This is a genomic window from Staphylococcus sp. FSL W8-0304 (assembly GCF_038006565.1).
Lineage (GTDB): Bacteria > Bacillota > Bacilli > Staphylococcales > Staphylococcaceae > Staphylococcus > Staphylococcus epidermidis.
On sequence record NZ_JBBOVL010000001.1, the window covers coordinates 392,194 to 418,379 of the forward strand.

At 32.4% G+C, this 26,186-nt stretch carries 23 protein-coding genes; 16 read left to right on the top strand and 7 right to left on the bottom strand.

Features of this window, described 5'->3' with window-relative positions; all coding sequences use genetic code 11:
- Window positions 1–112: 112 nt before the first annotated feature.
- Window positions 113–1,474: an FAD-dependent oxidoreductase gene (locus NST35_RS01640; protein ID WP_002458263.1), complete on the bottom strand. Its 1,362-nt coding sequence runs from the start codon at window positions 1,472–1,474 to the stop codon at window positions 113–115.
- A gap of 650 nt (window positions 1,475–2,124) precedes the next feature.
- On the opposite strand from NST35_RS01640, the gene NST35_RS01645 reads away from it, so the two are divergent.
- Window positions 2,125–2,277, top strand: coding sequence for a hypothetical protein (locus NST35_RS01645; protein ID WP_002458262.1), 153 nt, complete (start codon window positions 2,125–2,127; stop codon window positions 2,275–2,277).
- Here NST35_RS01645 and NST35_RS01650 read toward each other — a convergent pair.
- The gene (locus NST35_RS01650; RefSeq protein WP_002447847.1) at window positions 2,260–2,850 is read right to left on the bottom strand and encodes a hypothetical protein; all 591 of its coding nucleotides are present in this window, start codon (window positions 2,848–2,850) and stop codon (window positions 2,260–2,262) included. The genes NST35_RS01645 and NST35_RS01650 overlap by 18 nt on opposite strands.
- Before the next feature lie 322 nt (window positions 2,851–3,172).
- On the opposite strand from NST35_RS01650, the gene NST35_RS01655 reads away from it, so the two are divergent.
- Entirely contained in the window at window positions 3,173–4,051 is an 879-nt protein-coding gene (locus NST35_RS01655; protein ID WP_002458261.1) for a hypothetical protein, read from the top strand.
- Window positions 4,052–4,154: 103 nt separating this feature from the next.
- Here NST35_RS01655 and NST35_RS01660 read toward each other — a convergent pair whose 3' ends face one another.
- Window positions 4,155–4,586 carry a hypothetical protein gene (locus tag NST35_RS01660; protein ID WP_002447048.1) on the bottom strand — a complete coding sequence of 144 codons (432 nt, stop codon included), beginning with the start codon at window positions 4,584–4,586 and terminating at the stop codon, window positions 4,155–4,157.
- Between the two features lie 265 nt (window positions 4,587–4,851).
- On the opposite strand from NST35_RS01660, the gene NST35_RS01665 reads away from it, so the two are divergent.
- Window positions 4,852–6,189 carry an aspartate aminotransferase family protein gene (locus tag NST35_RS01665; RefSeq protein ID WP_002458260.1) on the top strand — a complete coding sequence of 446 codons (1,338 nt, stop codon included), beginning with the start codon at window positions 4,852–4,854 and terminating at the stop codon, window positions 6,187–6,189.
- 127 nt (window positions 6,190–6,316) lie between these two features.
- On the opposite strand, the gene NST35_RS01670 is transcribed toward NST35_RS01665, so the two are convergent.
- Window positions 6,317–7,768, bottom strand: coding sequence for an APC family permease (locus NST35_RS01670; protein WP_002458259.1), 1,452 nt, complete (start codon window positions 7,766–7,768; stop codon window positions 6,317–6,319).
- Between the two features lie 543 nt (window positions 7,769–8,311).
- On the opposite strand from NST35_RS01670, the gene cidR reads away from it, so the two are divergent.
- The 4 genes from cidR to budA all read left to right on the top strand — a co-directional run bounded on the left by cidR (window position 8,312) and on the right by budA (window position 13,521).
- Window positions 8,312–9,193, top strand: a complete 882-nt coding sequence (gene cidR / locus NST35_RS01675; protein ID WP_001830605.1) for a cidABC operon transcriptional activator CidR — start codon at window positions 8,312–8,314, stop codon at window positions 9,191–9,193.
- A gap of 834 nt (window positions 9,194–10,027) precedes the next feature.
- Window positions 10,028–10,978: an L-lactate dehydrogenase gene (locus tag NST35_RS01680; protein ID WP_002458258.1), complete on the top strand. Its 951-nt coding sequence runs from the start codon at window positions 10,028–10,030 to the stop codon at window positions 10,976–10,978.
- A gap of 62 nt (window positions 10,979–11,040) precedes the next feature.
- Window positions 11,041–12,705: an acetolactate synthase AlsS gene (gene alsS, locus NST35_RS01685; protein WP_002458257.1), complete on the top strand. Its 1,665-nt coding sequence runs from the start codon at window positions 11,041–11,043 to the stop codon at window positions 12,703–12,705.
- 111 nt (window positions 12,706–12,816) lie between these two features.
- Window positions 12,817–13,521 (top strand): acetolactate decarboxylase, encoded by a 705-nt coding sequence (budA, locus tag NST35_RS01690; RefSeq protein ID WP_002447055.1) that lies wholly within the window; start codon window positions 12,817–12,819, stop codon window positions 13,519–13,521.
- Window positions 13,522–13,918: 397 nt separating this feature from the next.
- On the opposite strand, the gene NST35_RS01695 is transcribed toward budA, so the two are convergent.
- Window positions 13,919–14,788, bottom strand: coding sequence for an oxidoreductase (locus NST35_RS01695; RefSeq protein ID WP_002458256.1), 870 nt, complete (start codon window positions 14,786–14,788; stop codon window positions 13,919–13,921).
- A 75-nt stretch (window positions 14,789–14,863) separates the two neighbouring features.
- Here NST35_RS01695 and panB point away from each other — a divergent pair, with 75 nt between their 5' ends.
- From panB to NST35_RS01725, 6 genes are all read left to right on the top strand, one after another.
- Window positions 14,864–15,682 carry a 3-methyl-2-oxobutanoate hydroxymethyltransferase gene (panB, locus tag NST35_RS01700; RefSeq protein WP_002458255.1) on the top strand — a complete coding sequence of 273 codons (819 nt, stop codon included), beginning with the start codon at window positions 14,864–14,866 and terminating at the stop codon, window positions 15,680–15,682.
- Window positions 15,675–16,535: a pantoate--beta-alanine ligase gene (panC, locus tag NST35_RS01705; RefSeq protein WP_340747236.1), complete on the top strand. Its 861-nt coding sequence runs from the start codon at window positions 15,675–15,677 to the stop codon at window positions 16,533–16,535. The genes panB and panC overlap by 8 nt, the downstream gene beginning before the upstream one ends.
- Window positions 16,528–16,914 carry an aspartate 1-decarboxylase gene (gene panD, locus NST35_RS01710; protein WP_002475660.1) on the top strand — a complete coding sequence of 129 codons (387 nt, stop codon included), beginning with the start codon at window positions 16,528–16,530 and terminating at the stop codon, window positions 16,912–16,914. Before panC ends, panD begins: the two co-directional genes overlap by 8 nt.
- A gap of 421 nt (window positions 16,915–17,335) precedes the next feature.
- Entirely contained in the window at window positions 17,336–18,340 is a 1,005-nt protein-coding gene (locus NST35_RS01715) for a zinc-ribbon domain-containing protein (RefSeq protein WP_002458253.1), read from the top strand.
- 3 nt (window positions 18,341–18,343) lie between these two features.
- Complete coding sequence (locus NST35_RS01720; RefSeq protein ID WP_193624001.1) at window positions 18,344–19,678, top strand: zinc ribbon domain-containing protein; 1,335 nt, start codon at window positions 18,344–18,346, stop codon at window positions 19,676–19,678.
- A 306-nt stretch (window positions 19,679–19,984) separates the two neighbouring features.
- Window positions 19,985–20,671 (top strand): epoxyqueuosine reductase QueH, encoded by a 687-nt coding sequence (locus NST35_RS01725; protein ID WP_153647446.1) that lies wholly within the window; start codon window positions 19,985–19,987, stop codon window positions 20,669–20,671.
- 43 nt (window positions 20,672–20,714) lie between these two features.
- On the opposite strand, the gene NST35_RS01730 is transcribed toward NST35_RS01725, so the two are convergent.
- Both NST35_RS01730 and NST35_RS01735 read right to left on the bottom strand, forming a co-directional pair.
- On the bottom strand, window positions 20,715–20,984 hold the full coding sequence (locus tag NST35_RS01730) for a hypothetical protein (RefSeq protein ID WP_002458251.1): 270 nt from the start codon (window positions 20,982–20,984) through the stop codon (window positions 20,715–20,717).
- A gap of 93 nt (window positions 20,985–21,077) precedes the next feature.
- On the bottom strand, window positions 21,078–22,142 hold the full coding sequence (locus NST35_RS01735; protein WP_002458250.1) for a quinone-dependent dihydroorotate dehydrogenase: 1,065 nt from the start codon (window positions 22,140–22,142) through the stop codon (window positions 21,078–21,080).
- Between the two features lie 223 nt (window positions 22,143–22,365).
- Here NST35_RS01735 and NST35_RS01740 point away from each other — a divergent pair, with 223 nt between their 5' ends.
- The 3 genes from NST35_RS01740 (at window position 22,366) to NST35_RS01750 (ending at window position 26,168) form a co-directional block, all read left to right on the top strand.
- Window positions 22,366–23,223 carry a fructosamine kinase family protein gene (locus tag NST35_RS01740; RefSeq protein WP_340747237.1) on the top strand — a complete coding sequence of 286 codons (858 nt, stop codon included), beginning with the start codon at window positions 22,366–22,368 and terminating at the stop codon, window positions 23,221–23,223.
- A gap of 206 nt (window positions 23,224–23,429) precedes the next feature.
- On the top strand, window positions 23,430–24,809 hold the full coding sequence (locus tag NST35_RS01745; protein WP_002458248.1) for an amino acid permease: 1,380 nt from the start codon (window positions 23,430–23,432) through the stop codon (window positions 24,807–24,809).
- Window positions 24,810–25,109: 300 nt separating this feature from the next.
- The gene (locus tag NST35_RS01750; protein WP_002447066.1) at window positions 25,110–26,168 is read left to right on the top strand and encodes a PTS transporter subunit IIC; all 1,059 of its coding nucleotides are present in this window, start codon (window positions 25,110–25,112) and stop codon (window positions 26,166–26,168) included.
- The last annotated feature ends 18 nt before the right edge of the window (window positions 26,169–26,186 follow it).

Consider the following 26,186-nt stretch of genomic DNA (forward strand, 5'->3'; position numbering starts at 1 on the left):
AAAAGTTTAACTGGTGCAATTTAATTATCAACTGATAATGGTTAAATCAACCTAGGACAACATTAGATATCCTATGCTTATAAGTACTTTATCTTATATCAGATTAAGAGATTTAGAATAACATCTTATCGCTACCAAATGTATCTCCCAATGCTTGTTGAGCTAAAACATTAAGGTAATGCCATGGTCTATCATAATCAGGTTGGAAGAAGAAATCTTGGACAGCGAGTTGTTCAAGTGTGAAACCAGCAGATATAACTACTGAAATTGTATTAATAGAAGCAGTAATATCTTCTTTTGACATGACTTGACCACCAAGTATACGGTGAGTGTCTTTATCATAAATAATTTTCATATGAATTTTCGTATCATTTTGCATAAATTGAGGACGAATCAATTCTTCTACATATGTTTGACCTAAATTGCCATCATAATTATCGATTTCTGTACCGTGAATGCCAGTTTGTCCAAATTTATAATCAAATAATTGTAAACCTGAAGTACCAGAAACACGTGGCATTGTCATTTTTTTACCCAACATGTTTTTTGCTGCGACAACGCCTTGGCGTCTTGAATTTGTTGCTAATGCAATATAACGATCCTCAGATACTGGTGCAAAAGGAACTAATGTCGCATCGCCACCTGCATAGACATCTTTAGCAGATGTTTGTTGTTGGTGGTTAATGTTTATAATTCCTTTTTTACCTAAATCTATTTTATCTTTTAGCCACTCGGTAGCCGGTTCGACACCTACAGCAAATAAAACAGTATCTGCATCATATTCATTTTTGTCGGTAACTACAGTAGTTACTTCGCTATTTTGATTTCCTGAAAGTGATTGTACTGTTTCGCCACCTTTAAAATGAAGACCGTGTTGCTGTGCATTTGTTTCTAATACATCTGTAAACTCTTTATCTAAGTAAGTGTTTAATATACGATCAGCGACATCTACGATTGTAGTATCTATGCCTGCTTTAGCAAAAGCTTCAGCAGCTTCAATACCTATATAGCCACCTCCGACTACAACAGCCTTTTTGGCATCTTTCATGCGTTCTTTAATTTGATTTGCCCAATCGCGTCCACGCATAAATAATACATGTTTATATTTTTCAATTCCATCGACTGGAGGTGTAACAGGTTTACCGCCGGGACTTAGGAACAATTTATCATAAGAATAAGTTGATGTTTGACCTTGGTGTTCAACTGTAACAGTCTTATTGTCAGTATCTAAATCTGTGACTGTGCTATTCGTATGAATGTTTACACCTTGTGCCTTATAAGAGTCAACGGATGCGTAATGTAAATCATCTAGTGATGATGAGATGTCTTCAAGATAACTTTGAATACCACAAGATAAAAAGGACGGTTGATCTGCACTTTCAAAAACTTGAATATCAGCATTTTCATCTTCTTTAAGCAATGTTTGGATTACTTCATATCCTGAATGAGATGTACCTACCACAATATATTTCATTATGATGTCCTCCTTTTATTTATAAAAACGTATAGATTACGTTAGTTTTAGCAATTACATTATGATGTTTACCCAGGTAGTTAAATTCTATTCAACGTTATTGAAAAAGTGATATATTCTTCAAAATTTTGTAAAAGAATTGGGGATTCGTTCATGTTCGATTAATATGAAACTTAAGTCATTGACTCAAGGATTTTTACATATGGGTAGTTGATAGTGGATTAAAATGCGCTATTATCAAGCTTGTTTCAATATTTATGTTATTGGTAGGAGAGTGTGTTCAAAATATTTTACAAACTATAGTTTAGTTATACTTTTAGTTACTTAACTATTTATTTTACAAATATTGAAATTAAAAGGAGAGATTGGCACATAATTTCTAGCAAAATAACCAGTAAATGAGTTTTTTATAAATTCATTTACTGGCTTCTTTATTTACAATACTTCGTATTGTTGGATTATACTTTCTTAGGGGACAGCTTCATCTTGTAGTCTTCAGCTTGTCCTGTTCCCTCAAGAGTATCGCCAAAATATTTTGTGTTTATATGACATTTTACATTGAAATACTTAAAAAATAAGACCCTTTCGTATAATTTAATAAATACCACTAAACTAATTTAACGAGGTGCCTTATATATAAAGATTATAATATGACTCAACTTACTTTACCAAAGAAAACTTCAGTTCTTATCTCCACAAACGATTTTGTAGAAACAATTCCTAAGACTGAATTCAGACATCATCGTGGTGCAACATCATACTATCCCAAAATGATATTCAAAGAACTATGTCATTTTACGTAAAGGTTGATGGTAAAGTGCAATGAAACCAGCAGTGAGTAAAAATAGACTTATTATACCATTTGTATTGAAATTTTTATCTTTCATACCAGTATTCGGTAGCATATCAGATGAGCTTTGTTGTGGTAAGTCAGAAGATTGAACTTGACCTACGTAATATGAATTGAGTTCACGTGTGCTATCCACTGCTTGTGTCTGTTGAGTAGAGTGTTGTTTTACTTGTGAAGATGTTGTAGCAATATCTTGTGCAACATAGCATTGTGGTGTATTGAGTTGACTATATTCTCCATAATCTCCACTTTTATATAGCACCACACCATTTTTGTATACTTTATAAGTACCGACACCTGCACCAGATTTATTATTTATATCAATTGTGAAATAATCCCCTTTATCCTTAACTTTTTTGAAATTTTGTAAGTCCGGATTGCCACCACTATTTTTCATAGCTTGAATTGCTACAGCTTGTGCATCTTGAGATGTTACTTCGGCTGCATGTGTCGTTGTGTCATTGACACTTGGAAATAATAATAATCCTGTTAATACAGTCGTTGCAATTAGAGAAATCTTTTTCACATTGATAACCCCATTTCGAATTGATGATATATGATGTATTTAAATTACTTTACGATTATAGTTTAGCACCTTGATAGCGAGATAATAGTGGTTTAAAAGAATTCAAATACAAATTTTAAGATACGTTAAAAATCTTAATAATTATAAATCATTGCTGATGATACAGCAGTAAAAAAGACGTCAAGTATTGCTTAGTAAATAGCGAATTTTTAATAATCTGTTAAATTGTTGTACATTTTTAAAAATAGTTAGTTTATAATTATTTTATAAAGTGGTTTATTTTGTTGTGTTAAATAGATTAGAATGTAGGGGAGTATTTGAATTGAAGAAATTAGCAGTGATATGTGCGTTTACAGTATTAATATTAGCCGGTTGTGGTCTTGGAGATAGTGATAATAAAGGAAGCTCAACGATAAATGATGATCAACAATCAGGGGATAAAAATAACAGAGATTCAAAATCAAGTACAAGTAGAAATCAAACAGGAGGTAATCAGCAAGACACACAACAAGATACCCATTCGAATAAATACTATGCTCAAGTTTGGTTAACTGCTTTAGATAGCTATAGAGGTGATAGTGACCTTCCTTTTGACGATTTAGAAATTGTACATCAAAATATTTCTAATAAAGTTTTAGATCCCTATCACCCAGACGAATCAGCTAAACTACCTGAAGGAACAGAATTGTTAACAGCAAGTGTTACTGCAGCAGGTTCAGTTTATTATAAAAATAATGGAGATGGCACAATTACAATATATAATGTACCATCACATTTTCAAGGGAGTTGGCGTGACGCTGATTACTCTAAAAGAGAATCTCAGCGCATTATAGATGATGCTCGTACAGTTAAGTTATACAACGCAAGTGAAAGTGAAATCAATAAGATAAGTCAGATGATGAGGACTCAATTTTCAGTTGGCGATAATTTAAAAGATGAAGATGATACTTCTGAATCGGAAAATCAATCAAGCAGTTCTGATGAAGTAACGGTGACACGAAGTAATGTTATCGATATAGTTGAGGACTACGAAGGGCATCAATTAGATACAGACACATATATTTACAAAGAACCAGAAAAAGATAGTGATGGTAGTTGGGGGTTCTCGTTTACAGATAAAGAAGGTCATTTAGAAGGATCTTATATTATCGATAAAGATGGAGAAGTAACGAAGTATGATGAAGATGGAGAGCCAGAATAACTAATAGGGCAGTAGAGATATCATAGTATAATTATCTATGATGTTTCTACTGCCAATATTTATTTTATAATATGTAAAAGACATTGAGATATGAGTTTTAAAATCATAAAGTTTTTTTCGAAATGATAGGTAGACAACTCGCCATTAAAATAATGAAAAAAAGATGTGCAACTAACCACCATGCAAATTCGTTCCAACTAAAGAAAAAAATTGAGCGTTGCGCAAGAAAAACGAGAAGTGGATACATCAAAGCAAATATTAATACTAAAGGTAAGTATGCTAGACGATACAAGAATTTTGAATAATGATAGATAATTAAAAAGGTGATATAAATCAATATTCCGATACTTAAATGAATCAGTACTTCGATAATTGTTGGCACTTCATCAGGGTTGATTAAAAAATCAATATTGAGTAATAACTGAGTTAAGTGTGTGTTTTGTAGTAACACATCCATTAATATAGTTAAAATAAGTAATAGCACGCTAATCGTGGTTGCGTATAATAAATGATAAAATATTTTTAACCCATTCATATTAATATCCTCCGTAAAATATTTTATTCTATATTCCCTTTAAACATATCTTCTAAGCCTCAAGGACATATATTTCTTTATCACAAAAGATTCATAACGAAAATATTTTTAATTATCAGAAAATATTTACAAATCTGAAAATTGTTAGTATATTGATTACTATCCTATTAGTATTGATTTATTTTAAAACGATAGCAGTTGATAGTTTTATAGCTTCATATGTAGATAGCTATATTAAAAAGAGTCATTATTGGGAGGGAACTCAATGAGTAAAGTTAGTCATTTGATAGATGAAGATGAACGTTATTTTGCACATTCTGGACGGATTAAATATTATCCTCTAGTTATTGATCATGGTTATGGAGCCACGTTAATCGATATAGAGGGTAAGTCTTATATTGATTTATTAGCAAGTGCAAGTTCACAAAATGTGGGTCATGCTCCGAAGCCAGTAGTCGAAGCAATTAAGAACCAAACTGAGAAATTCATTCATTATACACCAGCATATATGTATCATGAACCGTTAGTGCGATTATCAAAAAAATTATGTGACATTGCTCCTGGAAATTATGAGAAGAGAGTTACTTTCGGATTAAGTGGCTCTGATGCTAATGATGGGATTATAAAGTTTGCACGTGCGTATACAGGACGTCCATACATCATAAGTTTTACCAACGCATACCATGGTTCAACATTTGGTTCATTATCGATGTCTTCAATTAGTTTGAATATGCGTAAGCATTATGGGCCATTACTTAATGGATTTTACCATATACCTTTTCCTGATAAGTATAGGGGGATGTTTGAGCAAGCTAAACCTAACACGGTTGAGGAATATTTAGCGCCTTTAAAAGAAATGTTTGCAAAATACGTCCCTGCGGAAGAAGTGGCATGTATTGTGGTTGAAACAATTCAAGGTGACGGTGGTTTACTTGAACCTGTATCAGGTTATTTTGAAGCATTACAAGAGCTTTGCCACGCTCACAATATTCTTATTGCAGTTGATGATATCCAACAAGGATTAGGTCGTACAGGAAAGTGGAGTTCCGTAGATCATTATCATTTCACTCCAGATTTAATGACATTTGGAAAGTCATTAGCTGGAGGTTTACCAATGTCAGCGATTGTAGGTCGTAAAGAAATCATGGAAAGTCTTGAAGCACCTGCACATTTATTTACAACTGGTGCAAATCCTGTAAGTTGTGAGGCAGCCTTAGCAACGATAAAGATGATTGAAGATGAAGATTTACTAAACGCTTCGTGGAAAAAAGGGAGTTACGTTAGAAAAAGAATAGACCCATGGATAGAACGTTACCAATATGTAGGTGATGTTCGAGGTATTGGATTATCAATTGGAATAGACATAGTATCAAATAAAATTGAGAAAACTAGAGATTCTGAAGCAGCATTAAAGATATGTAATTACTGCTTTGAAAATGGTGTGATTATCATAGCAGTTGCGGGTAATGTTTTAAGATTTCAACCACCACTTGTGATTACCTATAAGCAACTTGATAAAGCATTAGATACAATAGAACAGGCGCTTGAAAAGTTGGAAAGAGGAGAATTAAATCAATATGACATTAGTGGTCAAGGTTGGTAAGAAAAAAGTAGATGAATAGCAAAGCCTCGACACTAAATAACAATATTAATATAGGGAGTGGGACAGAATTCATAACGAGTTCGTTGTCCTACTCCCTATATTTTAATTTAATCTATGGGTCTTTCACTTATTCTCTAGGTACTTGATACGCTTCTTCATCATTCTTTTTGGAATGTCTAATTCCATAAATTAAATAAATAATTATACCTACAATAAACCATATCAGTGTATACAATTTAGCTTCAAAACTTAATCCCCAAAATACTAGCAATACTAATATAAATGTAATTGCAGGCAAAATAGGATATAAAGGTAATTTAAATTCTGGCTTAGGTAAATCTTTCCCTTCGCGTTTTCTTAATCGATACATGGCTAGTGACACAAACATGAATGCAACAAGGGTACCTGCGGAAATCAATTGTGCTAAGAAAGCAAACGGGAACATTGATCCGATAACTACACCAATGATTGTAAGTAAGACAAGTGCTCGATTAGGTAAATGTTTGTGATTTAATTGACTTAACCAAGAAGGGAGTAAACCATCTCGTCCAAATGAATATAATAGACGTGAACCTGCAAGCATCATACCAATTAATGCAGTGAACATACCGATAACAGAAATTGCTTGAACAATAGCAGCAATAATACCATGACCACTTTCTCGTAATGCCCAACCTACTGGCTCTGCATTATCAGCATATTGAGAGTAGTGGAACATGCCAACAAGAACAAGTGCTACGGCAACAAACAATACAATAGCTACTATGAGTGATCCTAAGATTCCTCTGGGCATTGTCTTCTGTGGATTAATCGCTTCAGCTGAATTAGCAGCAATAGAGTCAAAACCAATATAAGCTAAGAAAATCATTGAAACTCCAGCATAAATACCTTGCCAACCTCCAAAGTCACCAGTTTCAGTAACCTTATGTTCTGGAATAAATGGTATATAGTTACTGAAATTTATCGTAGTGAGCCCTACAATCACAAATAAAATGATGGCTAACACCTTTAAAATAACCAATATATTTTCCATACGAGCAGCTTCGTTCATTCCGCGTGATAATAGTAATGCAGTTAAAATAATCACCACAGCAGCAATGATATCAATGACACCACCGTTACTTCCAAATGGATTAGATAATGATTTAGGTAAAGAAATACCTAATGGTGCAATAAGACCTCTTAAGTTAGCAGAAAAGCCAGAAGCAACGAAAGCAACAGCAATAAAGTATTCTGCTAAAAGCGCCCAACCGGCAACCCATCCGAATAATTCACCAAAAAGTACATTAATCCATGAATAAGCTGATCCTGCAAAAGGCATTGTAGATGCCATTTCTGCATAAGTAAAGGCTACAAGACCTGCCACAATAGCAGCTAATAAGAATGACAACGAAACAGCAGGTCCGGCATGCTCAGCCGCGACAACACCTGGTAAAGTGAAGATAGATGTAGAAACAATTGTACCAACACCTAGTGCAAGAAAGTCGCGTACACGTAGCGTGCGTTTAAGATGCCCATCTTTATTTTGATAAATAGTAGGATTCTCTTTCCGAGTCATCCGATTAAAAAAACTTCCCATAACAAACCTCCATAACATCAACTTACTATTAACATGAGTCAGCAAACATTCCTTAACAATACGTATTAAAAATCATTTACATGTAGATAAATGAGTTGGCTGATTCTGATAATTAATATAATAGCACAGAAGATAAATGTTTTGTCTAAAAATTCTGAAAAATTAATAAAAATTATTTTCACAGTGATTAAGTTAATATAGTTAAATTTCAATAGGGACAAAATGATATAAATTGAATGTTAATATCACAGGAGTTTTAAATTATGGTATTTGTCATGTATTTCTTCACATGATTTATAAATTAGTAAAGTAACTATATTTGTAAAACATGTTATCGTAAAAGAGAGCATCGTGATACTGATGAAAAATAATCGGTATTAGTCAATTGAAACAAATATATACAAGGATTTATTGTTTAATCAGTGTTAGTGTAAATGAATAATTGAAGAAGTTATGTCGATGAAAAAATGCTAGATATCAAACGATGGTTCTATGAGAAGAAATATCCATCAATCAAATGTTGATAATTAAGGATGAATATAAATGGAAATTAAACAAATTAAATATTTCGTAGAAGTTGTACGACAAGGTGGTATGACGCAAGCATCTGAACACTTATACATTGCGCAGTCAACAATTAGCAAAGCGATTAAAAATATTGAAAATGAATATGATATTACATTGTTTGACCGGTCACAAAAACAAATAAAACTAACAGATATAGGTCAAACATTTTATGATAATAGTTTAGAATTTTTAGCTTTATTCGAGAAATTATCTTTAGAAATGAATGACATTGTGAACGTTCAAAAAGGTCATATTAAAATAGGATTATCACCAATGATGAATGTTCAAATGTTTACAAATGCATTGAATCAGTTTCACAGACTCTATCCTAATGTGACATATGAAGTGATTGAGGGTGGTGGTAAAATTGTTGAGAACTTAACATCTAATGATGATGTGGATATTGGTATTACTACACTACCTGTAGATCACACTGAATTTCATTCAACTTCTTTGTATAACGAGGAATTACTATTAGTCGTAAGTAATGACCACCACTTAGCACATTTAAATAAAGTAGACATGGCAGATTTGAAAGATGAAGAGTTTGTTTTATTTCATGATGATTATTATTTAAAAGATCAAATTATAGAGAATTGTAAAAGGCTAGGCTATTACCCTAAAACTGTTGCTAATATTTCTCAAATTAGTTTTATCGCTAACATGATTCAACAAGGAATTGGAATAAGTATCGTTCCAGAAAGTTTAGTTAATTTAATGGGGAATAACGTAACGTCCATTCAATTAGAGAATGTTGAATTATCATGGCATCTTGGCGTGATATGGCGAAAAGATGCTTATCTCAATCATGTAACTCGCAAATGGATTGAATTTATTTCTGAGATGAAACCAACATAGGTTAATACTTAGTAAAGGATTTTATATCAAAGTCGATATAACAACTTGTCTATTTTTAATAATGCCGAAGATATGTTAGAGGCACGAACACATTTTTAATGTATTGTACATATGCACTTAAAATTCATTAAGGTATACTAATAGTTCTTGCTCCACTATTTAAATATTAAAATGACTAGTACATAAATTGAAGTGTGCTTTTCAAGTAGGTGTTTATACTTAAATAACTGAGCCTGAGACATTGATATTTGTCTCAGGTGTTTTGTGTATTGGAAGTTGATAGCTTAGTTTTAAAATGTGCCGATGTTAAACTTTTATATTATAAATTCTTGAAAAAGGTATGCGACGGTAGATATTTTAATCAATTACGATCTTTCGATGCTTTGACGTTATACTTATTGATAAATATTTGGAATTCACTGTATTTAATTGTTAGTTTATACATAGAGGTGGGTATGGCCTAGTAGGTAGTCTTTTAATAAAGGCATTGAATTGATGTCTTTATTGTCGAAAAAGACCGCGATTAACTCACATTCGTTTATTTCATATATGAACAAACAAAGTATTACATTTTTCTATAGGAAACCTATTCCTTTTATGAATGGTTAACATCGTTATTATGTATTTTATTAATACTTTGTCACGTACTATAATAATAAACGTAATAAAGTTAGTCGCTGAGTTGATTACTTCAGAAAAGTGTTGAAAAATTGTCATTAAAATGAATTTTTTATATCTGAACTGAAGTAAAATTCTAGTTATTTTAATAGAAATATTATACAAATAAGCTAACACAGTTATTTGTGTAACTTTATTATGAAGGAGTTCGTTAAAATGAAAAAATTTGGGAAAAAAGTTGTTCTAGTAGGAGACGGTTCCGTAGGTTCAAGTTATGCATTTGCTATGGTGACTCAAGGAATTGCAGATGAATTTGTAATTATTGATATTGCAAAAGATAAAGTGGAAGCAGACGTTAAAGATTTAAACCATGGTGCACTTTACAGTTCTTCACCAGTGACTGTAAAAGCTGGAGAATATGAAGATTGTAAAGATGCAGATTTAGTTGTTATTACAGCAGGTGCACCTCAAAAACCGGGTGAAACTCGTTTACAACTTGTTGAGAAAAATACTAAAATCATGAAAAGTATCGTAACTAGTGTCATGGATAGTGGCTTTGATGGTTTCTTCTTAATTGCTGCAAACCCAGTTGACATTTTAACACGTTATGTTAAAGAAGTTACAGGTTTACCAGCTGAACGTGTTATTGGTTCTGGTACAGTGCTTGATAGTGCAAGATTCAGATATTTAATAAGTAAAGAATTAGGTGTTACTTCAAGTAGTGTTCACGCTAGCATTATAGGTGAACATGGTGACTCTGAACTTGCAGTTTGGTCTCAAGCAAACGTTGGAGGTATTTCAGTGTATGATACATTGAAAGAAGAAACTGGTAGCGATGCTAAAGCGAATGAAATTTATATTAATACAAGAGATGCTGCTTACGATATCATTCAAGCTAAAGGATCTACGTATTATGGTATAGCTTTAGCACTATTACGTATTTCTAAAGCTTTATTAAATAATGAAAACAGTATTTTGACAGTTTCTAGTCAACTTAATGGTCAATATGGATTTAAAGATGTTTATCTTGGCTTACCAACACTTATCAATCAAAATGGTGCAGTTAAAATTTATGAAACACCATTAAATGATAACGAACTACAATTACTAGAAAAATCAGTGAAAACTTTAGAAGACACTTATGATTCTATAAAACATTTAGTTTAAAACTTATAAGAATGACGAAGATGTTTTGAGTGAACTTAATTTTTGAAAGGAAATGAATATAAATGGCGGAAAAACAATATTCTGCAGCACAAATGGTAATTGATACTTTAAAAAATAATGGAGTTGAGTATGTATTTGGTATTCCAGGTGCGAAAATCGACTACTTATTTAATGCACTAGAGGATGACGATCTTGAATTAATCGTTACGCGTCATGAACAAAATGCAGCAATGATTGCACAAGGTATTGGTCGTTTAACAGGAAAACCAGGTGTGGCTATTACTACAAGTGGCCCAGGGGTAAGTAACTTAACTACTGGTTTATTAACTGCAACTTCTGAAGGTGACCCTGTATTAGCTATCGGTGGTCAAGTTAAAAGAAATGACTTATTACGTTTAACACATCAAAGTATTGATAATGCATCATTACTTAGATCCTCAACTAAATATAGTGCAGAAGTACAAGATCCAGAATCACTATCAGAGGTTATTACGAATGCAATGCGTACAGCCACTTCAGGTAAAAATGGAGCGAGCTTTATCAGTATTCCACAAGATGTTATTTCATCACCTGTCAAAGCTGATGCAATTTCATTATGTCAAAAACCACATCTTGGTGTACCTTCAGAACAAGAAATTAATGAAGTGATTGAGGCTATTAAAAATTCTAAATTCCCAGTATTATTAGCTGGAATGAGAAGTTCAAGCCAAGCTGAAACAGAAGCTATTCGCCGTTTAGTTCAAAAAACAAACTTACCTGTTGTTGAAACATTCCAAGGTGCCGGCGTAATTAGTCGCGAATTAGAAAATCACTTCTTCGGTCGTGTTGGTTTATTTAGAAACCAAGTGGGTGACGAATTACTTAGAAAAAGTGATTTAGTTATCACAATCGGTTATGACCCTATTGAATATGAAGCAAGTAACTGGAATAAAGAATTAGATACTAAAATCATCAATGTCGATGAAGAACATGCTGAAATCACAAATTACATGCAACCAGTTAAAGAGTTAATCGGAAACATTGCAGGTACAATCGATATGATTTCTGAACATGTAAATGAACCATTTATTAATCAAGATCATTTAGATGAACTTGAAAAATTAAGAGGCGAAATCATAGAAGCAACTGGAATTAAAGCAACTCACAAAGAAGGTGTGATGCACCCAGTTGAAATCATTGAAACAATGCAAAAAGTTTTAACTGATGATACTACTGTAACTGTAGATGTGGGAAGCCATTACATTTGGATGGCTCGTAAATACAGAAGTTACAATCCTAGACATTTACTATTCAGTAACGGTATGCAAACTTTAGGTGTTGCACTTCCATGGGCTATTTCAGCTGCACTTGTACGTCCAAATACACAAGTTGTTTCTGTAGCTGGAGACGGTGGTTTCCTATTCTCAGGACAAGAATTAGAAACTGCAGTACGTAAAAACTTAAATATCATTCAATTAATTTGGAATGATGGTCGTTATAACATGGTTGAATTCCAAGAAGAAATGAAATACAAACGCTCTGCAGGTGTAGAATTTGGACCAGTTGATTATGTAAAATATGCAGAATCATTTGGCGCTAAAGGATTACGTGTGACTAATCAAGAAGAATTAGAGGCAGCACTTAAAGAGGGTTACGAAACTGATGGACCAGTATTAATTGATATCCCAGTTAACTATGCAGATAATGTTAAATTATCTACAAATATGTTACCAAATGCTTTAAATTAATATATTAACCAATGATACTAAGTTGAATTTTAATAGAACGCACTCTAAGGTTGAAAGGCTACCTTAGGATGCGTTTCTTCAAGTAATGAATATTAATAGGAGTGATTATGAATGACTAATGTATTGTATCAACACGGAACATTAGGAACTTTAATGGCAGGTTTATTAGAAGGAACTGCTTCAATTAATGACTTATTAGAACATGGTGATTTAGGTATTGCTACGCTTACAGGTTCTGATGGAGAAGTAATTTTTGTTGATGGTAAAGCTTATCATGCAAATGAACATAAAGAGTTTATAGAATTGACAGGCGACGAAATGACACCATATGCAACAGTTACAAAATTCAAAGCAGACTCAAGTTTTAAAACTTCTAATAAAAATCAAGAAGAAGTATTCGATGAAGTTAAAAAACAAATGACAAGTGAAAATATGTTCTCAGCAGTTAAAATTTCAGGAACGTTTAAAAAAATGCATGTACGTATGATGCCTGGTCAAGAACCTCCATACACACGTTTAATTGATTCAGCTCGTAGACAACCTGAAGAAACACGTGAAAATATCAAAGGTTCAATCGTAGGTTTCTTCACTCCAGAATTATTCCATGGTATTGGTTCTGCAGGTTTCCATATTCACTTTGCAAATGATGATCGTGATTTCGGTGGTCATATTTTAGACTTTGAAGTGGATGATGTGACTGTTGAAATACAAAACTTTGAAACATTTGAACAACACTTCCCAGTAGATGCTAAATCATTTACTGATGCTGACATTGACTATAAAGATATAGCTGATGAAATCAGAGAAGCTGAATAATTGTTAGCTAGATGTACCTTAACTCCAAACATTATAGACTACAATGATTTGTATACTAAATAGATGAGGATAAGATAAAATATGTATTGAATATATTGTCTTATCTGGGTAACGAACCCCGACATAGAGAATTTCTGAATGAAACTCTCTATGTTGGGGTTTCTTGTACTACTATTGAAAAAGTTTGATATAAACAACATCTTCAATTCAAGTATAAATTATCTATACGGTTAACAAAGCCTAGGACATGAATTTGTGTTCTAGGCTTTGTTGTATGTTTATGATGGTTAGAATTTATAAAGTAAACGCATTTCAAATATGAGGTTGTTTATTTGTAGAATAAAGACATTTATTTGAGAAAAAGTCATATTTTTTAATGAATGATTCACCTAAGATATCAATCTGGTTGGGTGTATTCGAGGTGATAAGCGTATAAAAATGTATAAGCCATATCTAGATAGGGTGTTTCTAAATGATGGTTTTTTGCACATTTATATATATAACCCTGTATGGCCTCGACTTCAAGAGGGTGCTTGTTAATGACATCGTAATACATACTTGTTCCCATTTCGTCTGGATAACCTTTATAAATATTTAAAATATCATCAACGATATGATCTTCAAAGTCAATTTGTTCAGCTCTAGCAACTTTAAGACCATCAACTAATATACGACGACATATCGACTCAATATGAGGAGATTTTAAAATTTTAGCTGGTTGACGTCCAATAGCAGTGATGGTATTTATACCTAAATTCACTAATAATTTATACCAAATGCTTTTTTCAATATTTTCTTCTAAAACCACCTCTATTTTGGAAGGACGAACCATTTGCTTGAATTGACGAGTTAGTGTGCTATCTTGAATACATAGTTGGTAATCTCTGAAATGTTGAACATTGTTGTTAACTTTTTGTCCACTAATATAGACGACTGCTTGAAAGACATGTTGATATGGAAGTTTATTAAGCTGTCCATAGCCATTTTGTGCTAAGATAATGAGCGAATCGTCATGAGTGATTTTAGGTAATTGTTTAATGAGGTCATTCAATTGATGTGTTTTAACTGCTATGATAATGACATCAAAAGTTTGATTAATATGATTAAATGAAGTCACTTTAACATGACTTCCATTTGAAGTATTTTCTGGGAAATAGGTCATTAATTTATCTTGCCGGCCGATGAGTTCCGTATCTGGTAGAACTTTTTTTAATTCAACAGCTAACGTTGTACCCACTGCACCTGGGCCTATAATGGCAATTGTCATAACTTTATTCTTTCCTTTCTTTTTACGATTCATTATACTATTGCTAATAATAAAGGAAATTGAGGGTGAAATGAATTGAAAACTTTAAATCATTTAAACAAAATGAAGACATCACAGCAAAAGATTTCTATGGTTACAGCTTATGATTATCCTAGTGCTAAGCAAGCACAACAAGCTGAAATTGACATGATTTTGGTAGGAGATTCTTTAGGAATGACAGTATTAGGATATGATAGTACTGTTCAAGTAACATTGAACGATATGATTCATCATGGTAAGGCTGTTAAAAGAGGTGCTCCGGATACATTTATAGTTGTTGATATGCCTATAGGGACTGTTGGTTTAAGTGATGAAGAAGATTTAAAAAATGCACTTAAGCTTTATCAAAACACGAATGCTAACGCTGTCAAAGTAGAAGGGGCTCATCTTGCATCATTTATTCAAAAAGCAACTAAAATGGGTATACCTGTTGTTTCTCACTTAGGTCTTACACCTCAAAGTGTAGGTGTAATGGGGTATAAACTTCAAGGGGATACAAAGACAGCCGCTATGCAACTTATCAAAGATGCTAAAGCTATGGAAACTGCTGGTGCAGTAGTACTGGTTTTAGAAGCCATACCTAGTGATTTAGCTCGAGAAATTAGTCAGCAACTCACTATTCCAGTTATAGGTATAGGGGCAGGTAAAGATACTGACGGGCAAGTATTAGTTTATCATGATATGTTAAATTATGGTGTTGATCGACACGCTAAGTTTGTTAAACAATTTGCAGACTTTTCAAGCGGTATTGATGGATTAAGGCAATATAATGAAGAGGTTAAAGCCGGGGCGTTTCCTTCTGAAAAGCATACTTATAAAAAACGTATTATGGATGAGGTAGAGCAACATGACTAAAGTTATTACAAAAATTAATGAAATGCAATCTATTGTTAAACAATATCAACGTGAAGGTAAAACAATAGGATTCGTTCCGACTATGGGAGCTTTACATGATGGTCATTTAACCATGATTAAGCAATCTGTAAACGAAAATGATCTCACGGTTATTAGTATATTTGTGAATCCCTTGCAGTTTGGACCAAATGAGGATTTTGATGCTTATCCACGTCAACTCGATGATGATGTGGATGCAGTAAAAAAGTTAAAAGTGGACTATGTTTTCCATCCAAGTGTAGATGAAATGTATCCAGAAGAATTAGGCGTTCATCTCAAAGTTGGACACTTGGCACAAGTATTAGAGGGAGCACAAAGACCTGGACACTTCGAAGGTGTTGTGACCGTGGTCAACAAATTATTTAATATTGTACAACCAGATTATGCCTATTTCGGGAAAAAGGATGCGCAACAATTAGCTATTTTTGAAAAGATGGTTAAAGACTTTAATCTTCCTGTACACGTTATTGGCATTGATATCGTAAGAGAAAAAGATGGTTTAGCCAAAAGCTCTAGAAATATTTATTTGACCTCTGATGAACGAAGAGAGGCAAAACATTTATATCAAAGTCTACGCTTAGCAAAGAATTTGTATGAAGCGGGTGAACGAGATAGCAATGAGATTATAAGTCAAATCACTGCGTATTTAAACAAAAATATTAGTGGACATATTGATGATTTGGGTATTTATAGTTATCCAAATCTCATACAACAATCAGAGATTCATGGACGAATATTCATATCATTGGCAGTTAAATTTTCTAAAGCAAGATTGATAGATAATATAATTATTGGAGATGACTATATTGATTAGAACATTTATGAACTCGAAAATCCATAGGGCTAGAGTTACAGAATCTAATTTAAATTACGTTGGAAGTATAACAATAGATGCCAATATATTAGATGCGGTTGATATTTTACCCAATGAAAAGGTTGCTATTGTTAATAATAATAATGGTGCTCGATTTGAAACATATGTCATTGCTGGAGAACGTGGTAGTGGAAAGATGTGTTTAAATGGCGCGGCTTCAAGGCTAGTTGAAGTTGGAGACGTCATTATTATTATGACATATGCACAATTAAATGAAGATGAAATGGTAAATCACTCACCAAAAGTAGCTGTGTTAAATGAAAATAATGAAATTATAGAAATGATAAATGAGAAAGAAAATACGATATCAAATGTATAAGAGATGAGATGGAATTCATTCTCAATTGATAGGGTCATTATCGATTTTAAAATCAAAAAACTGAAAAGTTATAAATAAGTTGATGATTGAATCAATAAATTACTAAGAGGATGATTAAGAGTCTGGACACAAGGTATATGGATGTCCAGACTCTTTTTTATATTTCAATGATATTGTTTTGAAATAAATGTCTAAATAGTAATAATGAAGTAAAATATCATGCTATTACTATAAATCAATTTGAGAATATATGAGTTGAAAAAGTGACGGAAAATATATACTCCTTTATATGAAATCTATGTACCACAATTCACTATACCCGATTAAATAAATAAGGTTTTTAGGATTTTTGTAGAAAACAATATAAATAAAATGATATAATTTAAAAGATTACAAAATATTTATTATAGGAGGGTTTTATATGCATTGTCCGAATTGCGGTAATCCAATAGAAGATGATGATTTATTCTGTGGTGAATGTGGGCATAAAATAAGTCGACATCCACAGTCAGTCAGAAATGCAGAAAGTGAAATAACAAAAGCTGAAAAGAATGATGAAGAACCAAACATAACATCAAATAATAAAGAAAACAACGTAGCGACTCATCAAAATGTTGATTCAACATCTCATGATGAGACTAGATCAAATGAAAATGACGTAGCAGATTCAACATTACAATCTAAGCAGTCACATAATGATAACCAACAATCAAATCTCTCTACATACCACCAAAGACCTCAACATCGAGAAATTCCTCAAAATCAACACAATCAACAACAAAGTCAAATAGGTCAACAAGCTAAACAAGTAACAAATGAAAGTAAAGGGTTCTTTAAAAGTGCATTTACTGCACCTGATAAAATCATTCAAACTAATCATGTTTTCAGTTTTAAATTATTATTATCATTATTAGTAATCGGTTTTATTGTATTAGCAATTTTACTCGCTTCCGTAATACCAGTTGAGATTGGTATTTTCGGTACTACAAGAGGTAGTTTGGTAACGAGTATCATTTTCGGTATTATTCTATTTTTGGTTGTCATAGTAGGTGCAATATTTGGACTTACACGTTTAGTAGTTAGACAACCTATTACCTTTAAAAAAGTATTATCAGACTATGTGTTAATTAATAGTGTTTCGTTAGCAATTTTAATTATTTCTGTAATTTTAACATTAGCAGAATCATACAGCTTTGGCGGAAGTATAGCATTATTGTCTTTATTATTATTTATTGCTTCTGGTATTTATCTAATTGCGAAATATAGCACGGGTAATCAAACAAGAATATCCAGCTTTTATGGTGTGATTATTTATATCATTATTTTGTTCTTATTTATTCGTATTTTTGGGGAGGCATTTTTCCATCAAATATTTGGTGATTTTATAGAAGAACTAGGGGATTTATTTGAAGGAGGAACTTATTAAAATATGAAATATTGCAGTCATTGTGGTCAACCTCTTCGAGAAGGTGTAAAGGTGTGTACAAATTGTGGTACACCTGTGAGAAATGATGGACCTAATTATAAACATTCAGAACAACGTTATTCTCATCAGCAACCACGTTCCAATAAGAGTAATAAAAAAACTTGGTTGATTGTTACTATAGTGTTAGCTATTATCATTGCTTTGGTAGTAATATTTACTATAGCTAAAAATCAAATGTCACCAGAAAAACAAGCGACTCACATTGCACATGCTATCAAAAAAGACGATGCTAAATCGTTATCTAAGCAATTAACATCAAACAATCATCGTTTAAGTGAAGAAGAAGCACGTGCGTACTTAAAGTATATTAAAGCAGAAAATGATTTAAAGCATGTTGCTGACAAAGTTGAAGAAAACACCAAAGATATTAAAAATAATCACTATAACAATTTATCTGTAGATGCAAATGGTAATAATATTTTAAATATATCTAAAGACGGAAAAAAATATGTTTTTTTTGATAACTATCAATTTAATGTTCCTCAAAAAACAATTACGCTCGTTTCAAGTGATAGTGGTGAAATTACTTATGAATTTAACGGGGATAAACATCATATTTCTGTAGAAGAAGATGACGATAAAGAATTAGGAACATTTCCTATCGGTGATTATAATTTAAAAGCATCAAAAGACATGGAAGGTAAAAATTTTAAAGGCGCTCTTACAATTGATATGAGTGAAAGTGATAGTATTGCATATGAATCGTTTAAACAAAAACGTTTTAATGTTGATACTGAAGGCGGATATATATTAGATAATGTAAAAATATATGCTAATGGTAAAGAAATAGGCGATGGTTTTTCATCAGAAACATATGGTCCTTATGATCCGGATGAAGAAGTTATCGTTCACGCTGAAGGTTCATACGAAGGAAAAACTTTTAAATCAAATTCGGTCAATGTAGCAAGTGCAAGCGAAAAAGATGGTGGCGTGACAGATGTCACAGTCAAATTCGATGAAGAAGCTATTGATCAGTATGTCGATAAAAAATCAGATGAAAAATACGATGATGATGCAGATGACGAGTCAGATAACGATTCAAGTAGTGGTGAAGTAACGCGTGAAAATGTAATTGATAAAGTAGAGTCATATGAAGGACATACACTAGATACTGATACGTATACGTATAAAGAACCTGAAAAAACCGGTGATGGTAAATGGGGTTTTTCATTCTTAGATAAAGATGGAGATTTAGCTGGATCGTATACGGTAGACATTGACGACGGTTATGTTACAGAATATGACGAAGATGGTGAAGAAGTTGGATCTGGTTATTAATATTTAATGCAAGAACCTGAGGCAAAAATAATTGTCTCAGGTGTTTTATTGTAGTGGGAATTGATGACTAATTTTAAAGTAGCTATGTAACAAATTTTTATTTTTAGGACTTGTTGTTAAAATGTGGCAATACACGCAATTCGAATTCGGTCACTTTTTTAAATTTTTTAAGAGTTAAAGTCGAATTGTCTTGTACGTTCAATATTTCCTTTATATATTCGGTAATATATAATATTATTAAATAATGTGTTATGTAGATGAAAGAGAGGTCATATTGTGATTGAAGCGAATCAAATTTTAGCTAAAATGAAAAATCAAAAAATCAACTATGATAAAGTATTAAGAAAGATAATTTCTCAATGGGAACGTGATGGAGAACGTCCAAAAATCTTACTTCATAGTTGTTGTGCACCTTGTAGTACATATACGTTAGAGTTTTTAACACAATATGCGGATATAGCGATTTATTTTGCGAATCCTAATATACATCCCAAAAGTGAATATTTAAGACGTGCTAAAGTTCAAGAACAATTTGTAAATGATTTTAATAATAAAACAGGTGCAAATGTAAAGTATATTGAAGCCGAATATGAACCGCATAAATTTATGAAAATGGCAAAAGATAAAGGTCTAACTGAAGAGCCGGAAGGTGGACTAAGGTGTACGGCTTGTTTCGAGATGCGATTAGAAATTGTTGCAAAAGCTGCTTTAGAACATGGTTACGATTATTTTGGTAGTGCAATCACACTCTCTCCAAAGAAAAATGCCCAATTAATCAATGAACTAGGTATGGATGTACAAAATATATATAATGTAAAATATTTACCAAGTGATTTTAAAAAGAATAAAGGGTATGAACGTTCTATCGAAATGTGTAATGATTATAATATTTTTAGACAATGTTATTGTGGCTGTGTATTTGCAGCGATGAAGCAAGGTATAGATTTTAAACAAATAAATAAAGATGCTCAAGCATTTTTACAACAATTTTAAAAATATAAAATGTGCCTACTCATATGAGTAGGCATTTGTATATTTATATCGTTTTTTGGATGAATCGTATGATGGCTATCACTGCAATGACAATCATTGAAACGAAAGATAAGATTTTGAAATGCTTACTTTTTGTTTCTTTATTAGATTCTCCATTTTCCATCATTTCCTGTAGTTCTCGTTCTATCTCAAGATCCAAATCAGTTTTTTGATAACCATTTAAACCTTGTCTATCTATATGGTCATTTTGATGTTTATAATTGTTATTACTATCTTTTTTAGTATCGGTATCTTCTTTGTTTATTTTATCCATGATAGGACCTCCAATGAATAATAGCATTCTTAAACTTATATACGTTATTTATTAAATTATTCATTATTTAAAAGGCAGTTTCATAATTGTAATTTATGCATCTAAACCAATAATATCACTTACATTAGCATAACCATGACGAGTTAAATAATGCGCGATTTCTTTATTCATTTTCTTAGTCAAACCTGGTCCTTCAATGACTAATGAAGAGTATATTTGTAGTAATGATGCACCGTTTCTTAACATTTTGATAGCATCTTCAGAACTGAATATACCACCAGTTCCAATAATTAAGAAGTTACCTCGTGTTTGTTGATAGGCATATTTAACCAGCTGTAAGTTTCTTTCGAATAATGGTCTGCCACTCAAACCACCTTCTTGTATTTTATTTTTTGAATTTAATCCATCGCGTTGTCGTGTTGTATTTGCCAACACAACCCCATCGAATGTATCTGTAATTGAAGGCAAGATTTTTTTAAAACCATCTAATTCCATATCAGATGTTAACTTTAAAAAGATAGGTACATTAATATTGTTCTTAGCTTTAAATGTTTTTAAAGCATCACATAACATCGAAAATTCATCTTCGTCGTGAAAGTTTTGGAGATTTTCTGTATTTGGGGAGCTAATATTCACTGTAAAGAATGAGACATCATTTTTAAATGTATCGATCACTTTAATGTAATCTTGATAGCGATTTTCATAGGAAGTTGATTTATTCACACCAACATTTAATCCTACTGGTATTGAGCATGAATGATTACGTAAATTACTTAATGCTTTATTCATCCCCTTATTATTGAATCCCATACGATTGATGAGTGCATCATCTTCTAGTAAACGATACATGCGCGGTTTTGGATTACCTGGTTGAGGCTTAGGTGTTATACCGCCGAGTTCAATTGCACCGAAGCCAATGTTTTCAAGTGCTTTTGGAACTTCACAAGATTTATCAAAACCTGCAGCTAACCCGATAGGATTATCAAAAGAAATGCCGTGAATATGTTGCGTTAATATTGGATTGTTATAAGTAAATAACTTATTAACGATAGGTAAAATGGGTGAACATTTTTGAACACACTTCAACGCATTGATGGTCAAACCATGTGCTCGTTCAGGATCTAATTTGAATAATAAAGGCTTAACTAATTTGTACATATAAATGCTCCTATTTCATTATATTTGAGGCTTACTATCCCCAGTTAATATGTTTGAAATTCATTCTTTTAATAGACTAGCATTTTCATGTAAAATTTCATAGTTAAATATTAGAAAGTTAAAAAATTGACTTAATTTAATAATATAAAGAAGTTAAGATTAATGTTTTCATTATAGGTAATATAATAATGTAGATATAATATAAAGTTAAGAGGGTGAGAAAATGAATGAACAATGGATGAGCGCATTGCCACTTGACAATGTGAAAGACATTTATCCAGTAAGCGGTGGAGATGTAAATGAAGCATTTAAAGTCACTACAGTTGAAGAAGATACTTTTTTTCTACTCGTTCAACGTCAACGATCAGAAGCCTTTTATGCCGCAGAAATTGCAGGACTAAATGAATTTGAAAATGCAGGTATAACAGCTCCAAGAGTAATTGCAAGTGGAGAGATAAATGGAGACGCATATTTATTATTAAGTTATCTTGAAGAAGGTGGTCAAGGAAGTCAAAGAGAGCTTGCTCGATTAGTTGCTAGAATGCATAGCCAATACCAACAAGATAATAAATTTGGATTCCGTTTACCACATGAAGGTGCAGATATTTCATTTGATAATTCATGGACTGAGACATGGAAAGAGATTTTTATAGATCGTAGAATGGATCACTTACAAGATGAGTTATTACGTGTAGGATTGTGGAAACAAGAAGATAAAAAGATGTATGAAAGTGTAAGAAAAGTTATTGTTGACGAGCTATCAAATCATACTAGTAAACCTTCTCTGTTACATGGTGATTTATGGGGAGGTAACTATATGTTCTTAACAAATGGCCAACCTGCTTTATTTGATCCTGCACCACTTTATGGAGATAGAGAGTTTGACATAGGAATCACTACAGTATTTGGTGGATTTACACAAGAGTTCTATGATGAATATAATCAACAGTTACCACTAGCCAAGGGGTCACAAAAACGAATAGAATTTTATAGATTATATTTACTTATGATACATTTACTTAAATTTGGAGGTATGTATGCTGATAGTGTACAAAGCTCTATGAAAATTATTTTAGAATAAAGAACATCGACTTCACTAAAGATATCAACGGGCTTTAGTGAGGTTTTTAAAAATAAGATTGATTGAAAATTTTTAAAATAGGGTATATTAAAATTTGTAATACTATTTTTCTATAATTAAAAGAAATTTATTATAAAAAAAGGGGTATGACGTACGACATAATCTTCAGTCAGTGAATTACTCTATGAAATGGAGAAGAAAAGATTATGGCAGACAAACTGCAAAGAGAATTAAGCAATAGACATATACAATTAATTGCTATTGGCGGGGCTATTGGAACAGGTTTATTTCTTGGTGCTGGCCAATCTATTCATTTAGCAGGCCCATCTATCTTACTAACATACATAATAGTAGGTTTTGTTCTCTTTATGTTCATGAGAGCTATGGGAGAATTACTGTTATCCAATTTAGGATTTAAATCTTTTGGTGATATTGCTCATCATCATATTGGTTCTATGGCAGGTTTTATGGTGGGGTGGACATATTGGTTAACATGGATTATTTCAGGAATGGCAGAAGTGACTGCTGTTGCCAAGTATGTTTCCTTCTGGTATCCAACAATTCCAAACTGGTTAACAGCTGCAGCGACGATTTTAGTTTTAGTTGCTTTAAATCTATTCAGTGCTAAATTATTTGGAGAATTAGAATTTTGGCTATCTATTATTAAAGTTTTGACTATTTTAGCTTTGATAGCCGTTGGTGTTGTTATGATTGTATTTGGAATGAAGACAAGCTATGGGCCTGCAACGGTGACGAATATATGGAAAGACGGAGGCATTTTCCCTAATGGTGCACAAGGTTTCTTCATGTCATTCCAAATGGCAATATTTTCATTTATTGGTATTGAGTTGATTGGAATAACTGCAGGGGAGACTAAAGATCCTCACAAAACAATTCCTCAAGCAATTAATAATGTACCGTTTAGAATATTATTATTTTATGTAGGATCGTTAGCAGTTATCATGTCTGTTGTACCATGGCAACAATTAAATCCTGCTGACAGTCCATACGTTAAAATGTTTGGATTAGTTGGAATCCCTTTTGCAGCAGGTATTATTAACTTTGTTGTGCTCACAGCCGCAGCGTCTTCTTGTAATAGTGGTATATTCGCTAATAGCCGTACGATGTTTGGATTAGCTGGAAGAAAGCAGGGTCCAGCATTCTTACATAGAACCAATAAGCATGGCGTACCACATTATGCTATTTTAATGACATGTGGCTTATTAAGTATTTCAGTCGTGTTAAATGCAATTTTTAAAGATGCGACTAAAGTGTTTGTACAAATTACAACATTTTCAACTGTTTTAAATATTATGATTTGGACAATTATTATGATTGCGTATCTAGGTTATTTAAGACATGATCCGAAACAGCATAAAGAGAGTAACTATAAAATGTGGGGCGGAAAATACATGGCTTACAGTATTTTAGGCTTCTTTGCATTTATTTTTATTATATTATTGATTAATAGTGCAACGCGTTATGCCGTACTTTCTGCACCCGTATGGTTTGTTATCATGCTATTGATGTATCAAAAATATAAAAAAGAATCTCGCAAAGCTAAAATTGAAACTGAGGAAGAGTAAAGCACTTATTATTTCAAATAGGGTGAGTTAGGTAACACTTCATAACGTTAGTATTTAAACTAAAGGTTATGAAGTGTATTTTAATTAAAAAATTAATGTTTTGAATTAAATGGCAAATAAGTTATCTTAATTTTCAGAAAAATATGGTATACTATTGATCATAGTCTTGAATGTCATATATGCATTTCACTAATTATCCCTCTAAGTTACAGCATCTAAGAAAGATTTAATTGAATCATATATAGGCTTCGAGACTCTTTTTATACATAATTTTACTTAGCACATTGGGAGGTTTAACTTATGTCGACGATAAAAAATATCGATGGACCAAAGGATTTTATTTTTAGAGTGTTATCAGGGGTAGCAATTGGAATAGTAGCCGGACTCGTTCCAAATGCGATTTTGGGAGAAATTTTTAAATACTTTATGCAATATCATCCTATTTTCAAAACTTTATTAGGGGTCGTTCAAGCCATCCAATTTACAGTGCCAGCGCTTATTGGAGCATTGATAGCTATGAAGTTCAATATGACACCATTAGCAATAGCTGTAGTAGCAAGTGCTTCATATGTTGGTAGTGGTGCAGCTCAATTTAAACAAGGTACATGGGTAATTACGGGAATTGGTGATTTAATTAATACGATGTTAACTGCGTCCATCGCCGTGTTACTTATTTTATTAATAGAAGAACGTGTTGGTAGTATGGCTTTAATTGTTTTTCCGACAGTTGTTGGTGGTTTAGCAGCTACAATCGGCGTATTTACTTTACCATATGTAAGGTTAATTACTACGGGAATTGGTAACATGGTTAATAGCTTTACTGAATTACAACCAGTGTTTATGAGTATGTTAATCTCTATGGTGTTTAGTTTTATAATCATATCGCCATTGTCAACTGTTGCCATAGCTATTGCTATTGGATTATCAGGTATTGCTGCAGGATCAGCTTCAATAGGTATAGCAGCAACAGAAGCTGTATTATTGATTGGTACCAGCAAAGTTAATCATGTAGGTATTCCTTTATCAATATTTTTCGGTGGGGTGAAAATGATGATGCCAAATATGGTTAAATACCCTGTCATTATGATTCCGATTTTCTTGACAGCGGCAATATCTGGTATTGCTTCTGGAATTATTGGTATTTCAGGAACAAAAGAATCAGCAGGATTTGGTTTTATCGGAATGGTTGGGCCTATTAATGCCTTCAAATTTATGCATGTTGATTCTGCATGGTTAAGTTTATTACTTATTGTCATCGCCTTTTTTGTTGTGCCGTTTCTAGTTGCATGGATTTTAGATTTAATACTAAGAAGATTTATTCATTTGTATGAGAATGATATTTTTAAATTTATGGGATAAACCGTCATTTCTCTTCGA

What these genes read in the sequence shown, in the direction of transcription:
- NST35_RS01640 (WP_002458263.1), bottom strand. Translation starts at nt 1,474, where the DNA reads ATGAAATATATTGTGGTAGGTACATCTCATTCAGGATATGAAGTAATC.
- NST35_RS01645 (WP_002458262.1), top strand. Translation starts at nt 2,125, where the DNA reads ATGACTCAACTTACTTTACCAAAGAAAACTTCAGTTCTTATCTCCACA.
- NST35_RS01660 (WP_002447048.1), bottom strand. Translation starts at nt 4,586, where the DNA reads ATGAATGGGTTAAAAATATTTTATCATTTATTATACGCAACCACGATT.
- NST35_RS01665 (WP_002458260.1), top strand. Translation starts at nt 4,852, where the DNA reads ATGAGTAAAGTTAGTCATTTGATAGATGAAGATGAACGTTATTTTGCA.
- NST35_RS01670 (WP_002458259.1), bottom strand. Translation starts at nt 7,768, where the DNA reads ATGGGAAGTTTTTTTAATCGGATGACTCGGAAAGAGAATCCTACTATT.
- cidR (WP_001830605.1), top strand. Translation starts at nt 8,312, where the DNA reads ATGGAAATTAAACAAATTAAATATTTCGTAGAAGTTGTACGACAAGGT.
- NST35_RS01680 (WP_002458258.1), top strand. Translation starts at nt 10,028, where the DNA reads ATGAAAAAATTTGGGAAAAAAGTTGTTCTAGTAGGAGACGGTTCCGTA.
- alsS (WP_002458257.1), top strand. Translation starts at nt 11,041, where the DNA reads ATGGCGGAAAAACAATATTCTGCAGCACAAATGGTAATTGATACTTTA.
- budA (WP_002447055.1), top strand. Translation starts at nt 12,817, where the DNA reads ATGACTAATGTATTGTATCAACACGGAACATTAGGAACTTTAATGGCA.
- NST35_RS01695 (WP_002458256.1), bottom strand. Translation starts at nt 14,788, where the DNA reads ATGACAATTGCCATTATAGGCCCAGGTGCAGTGGGTACAACGTTAGCT.
- panC (WP_340747236.1), top strand. Translation starts at nt 15,675, where the DNA reads ATGACTAAAGTTATTACAAAAATTAATGAAATGCAATCTATTGTTAAA.
- NST35_RS01715 (WP_002458253.1), top strand. Translation starts at nt 17,336, where the DNA reads ATGCATTGTCCGAATTGCGGTAATCCAATAGAAGATGATGATTTATTC.
- NST35_RS01720 (WP_193624001.1), top strand. Translation starts at nt 18,344, where the DNA reads ATGAAATATTGCAGTCATTGTGGTCAACCTCTTCGAGAAGGTGTAAAG.
- NST35_RS01725 (WP_153647446.1), top strand. Translation starts at nt 19,985, where the DNA reads ATGAAAAATCAAAAAATCAACTATGATAAAGTATTAAGAAAGATAATT.
- NST35_RS01730 (WP_002458251.1), bottom strand. Translation starts at nt 20,984, where the DNA reads ATGGATAAAATAAACAAAGAAGATACCGATACTAAAAAAGATAGTAAT.
- NST35_RS01735 (WP_002458250.1), bottom strand. Translation starts at nt 22,142, where the DNA reads ATGTACAAATTAGTTAAGCCTTTATTATTCAAATTAGATCCTGAACGA.
- NST35_RS01740 (WP_340747237.1), top strand. Translation starts at nt 22,366, where the DNA reads ATGAATGAACAATGGATGAGCGCATTGCCACTTGACAATGTGAAAGAC.
- NST35_RS01745 (WP_002458248.1), top strand. Translation starts at nt 23,430, where the DNA reads ATGGCAGACAAACTGCAAAGAGAATTAAGCAATAGACATATACAATTA.
- NST35_RS01750 (WP_002447066.1), top strand. Translation starts at nt 25,110, where the DNA reads ATGTCGACGATAAAAAATATCGATGGACCAAAGGATTTTATTTTTAGA.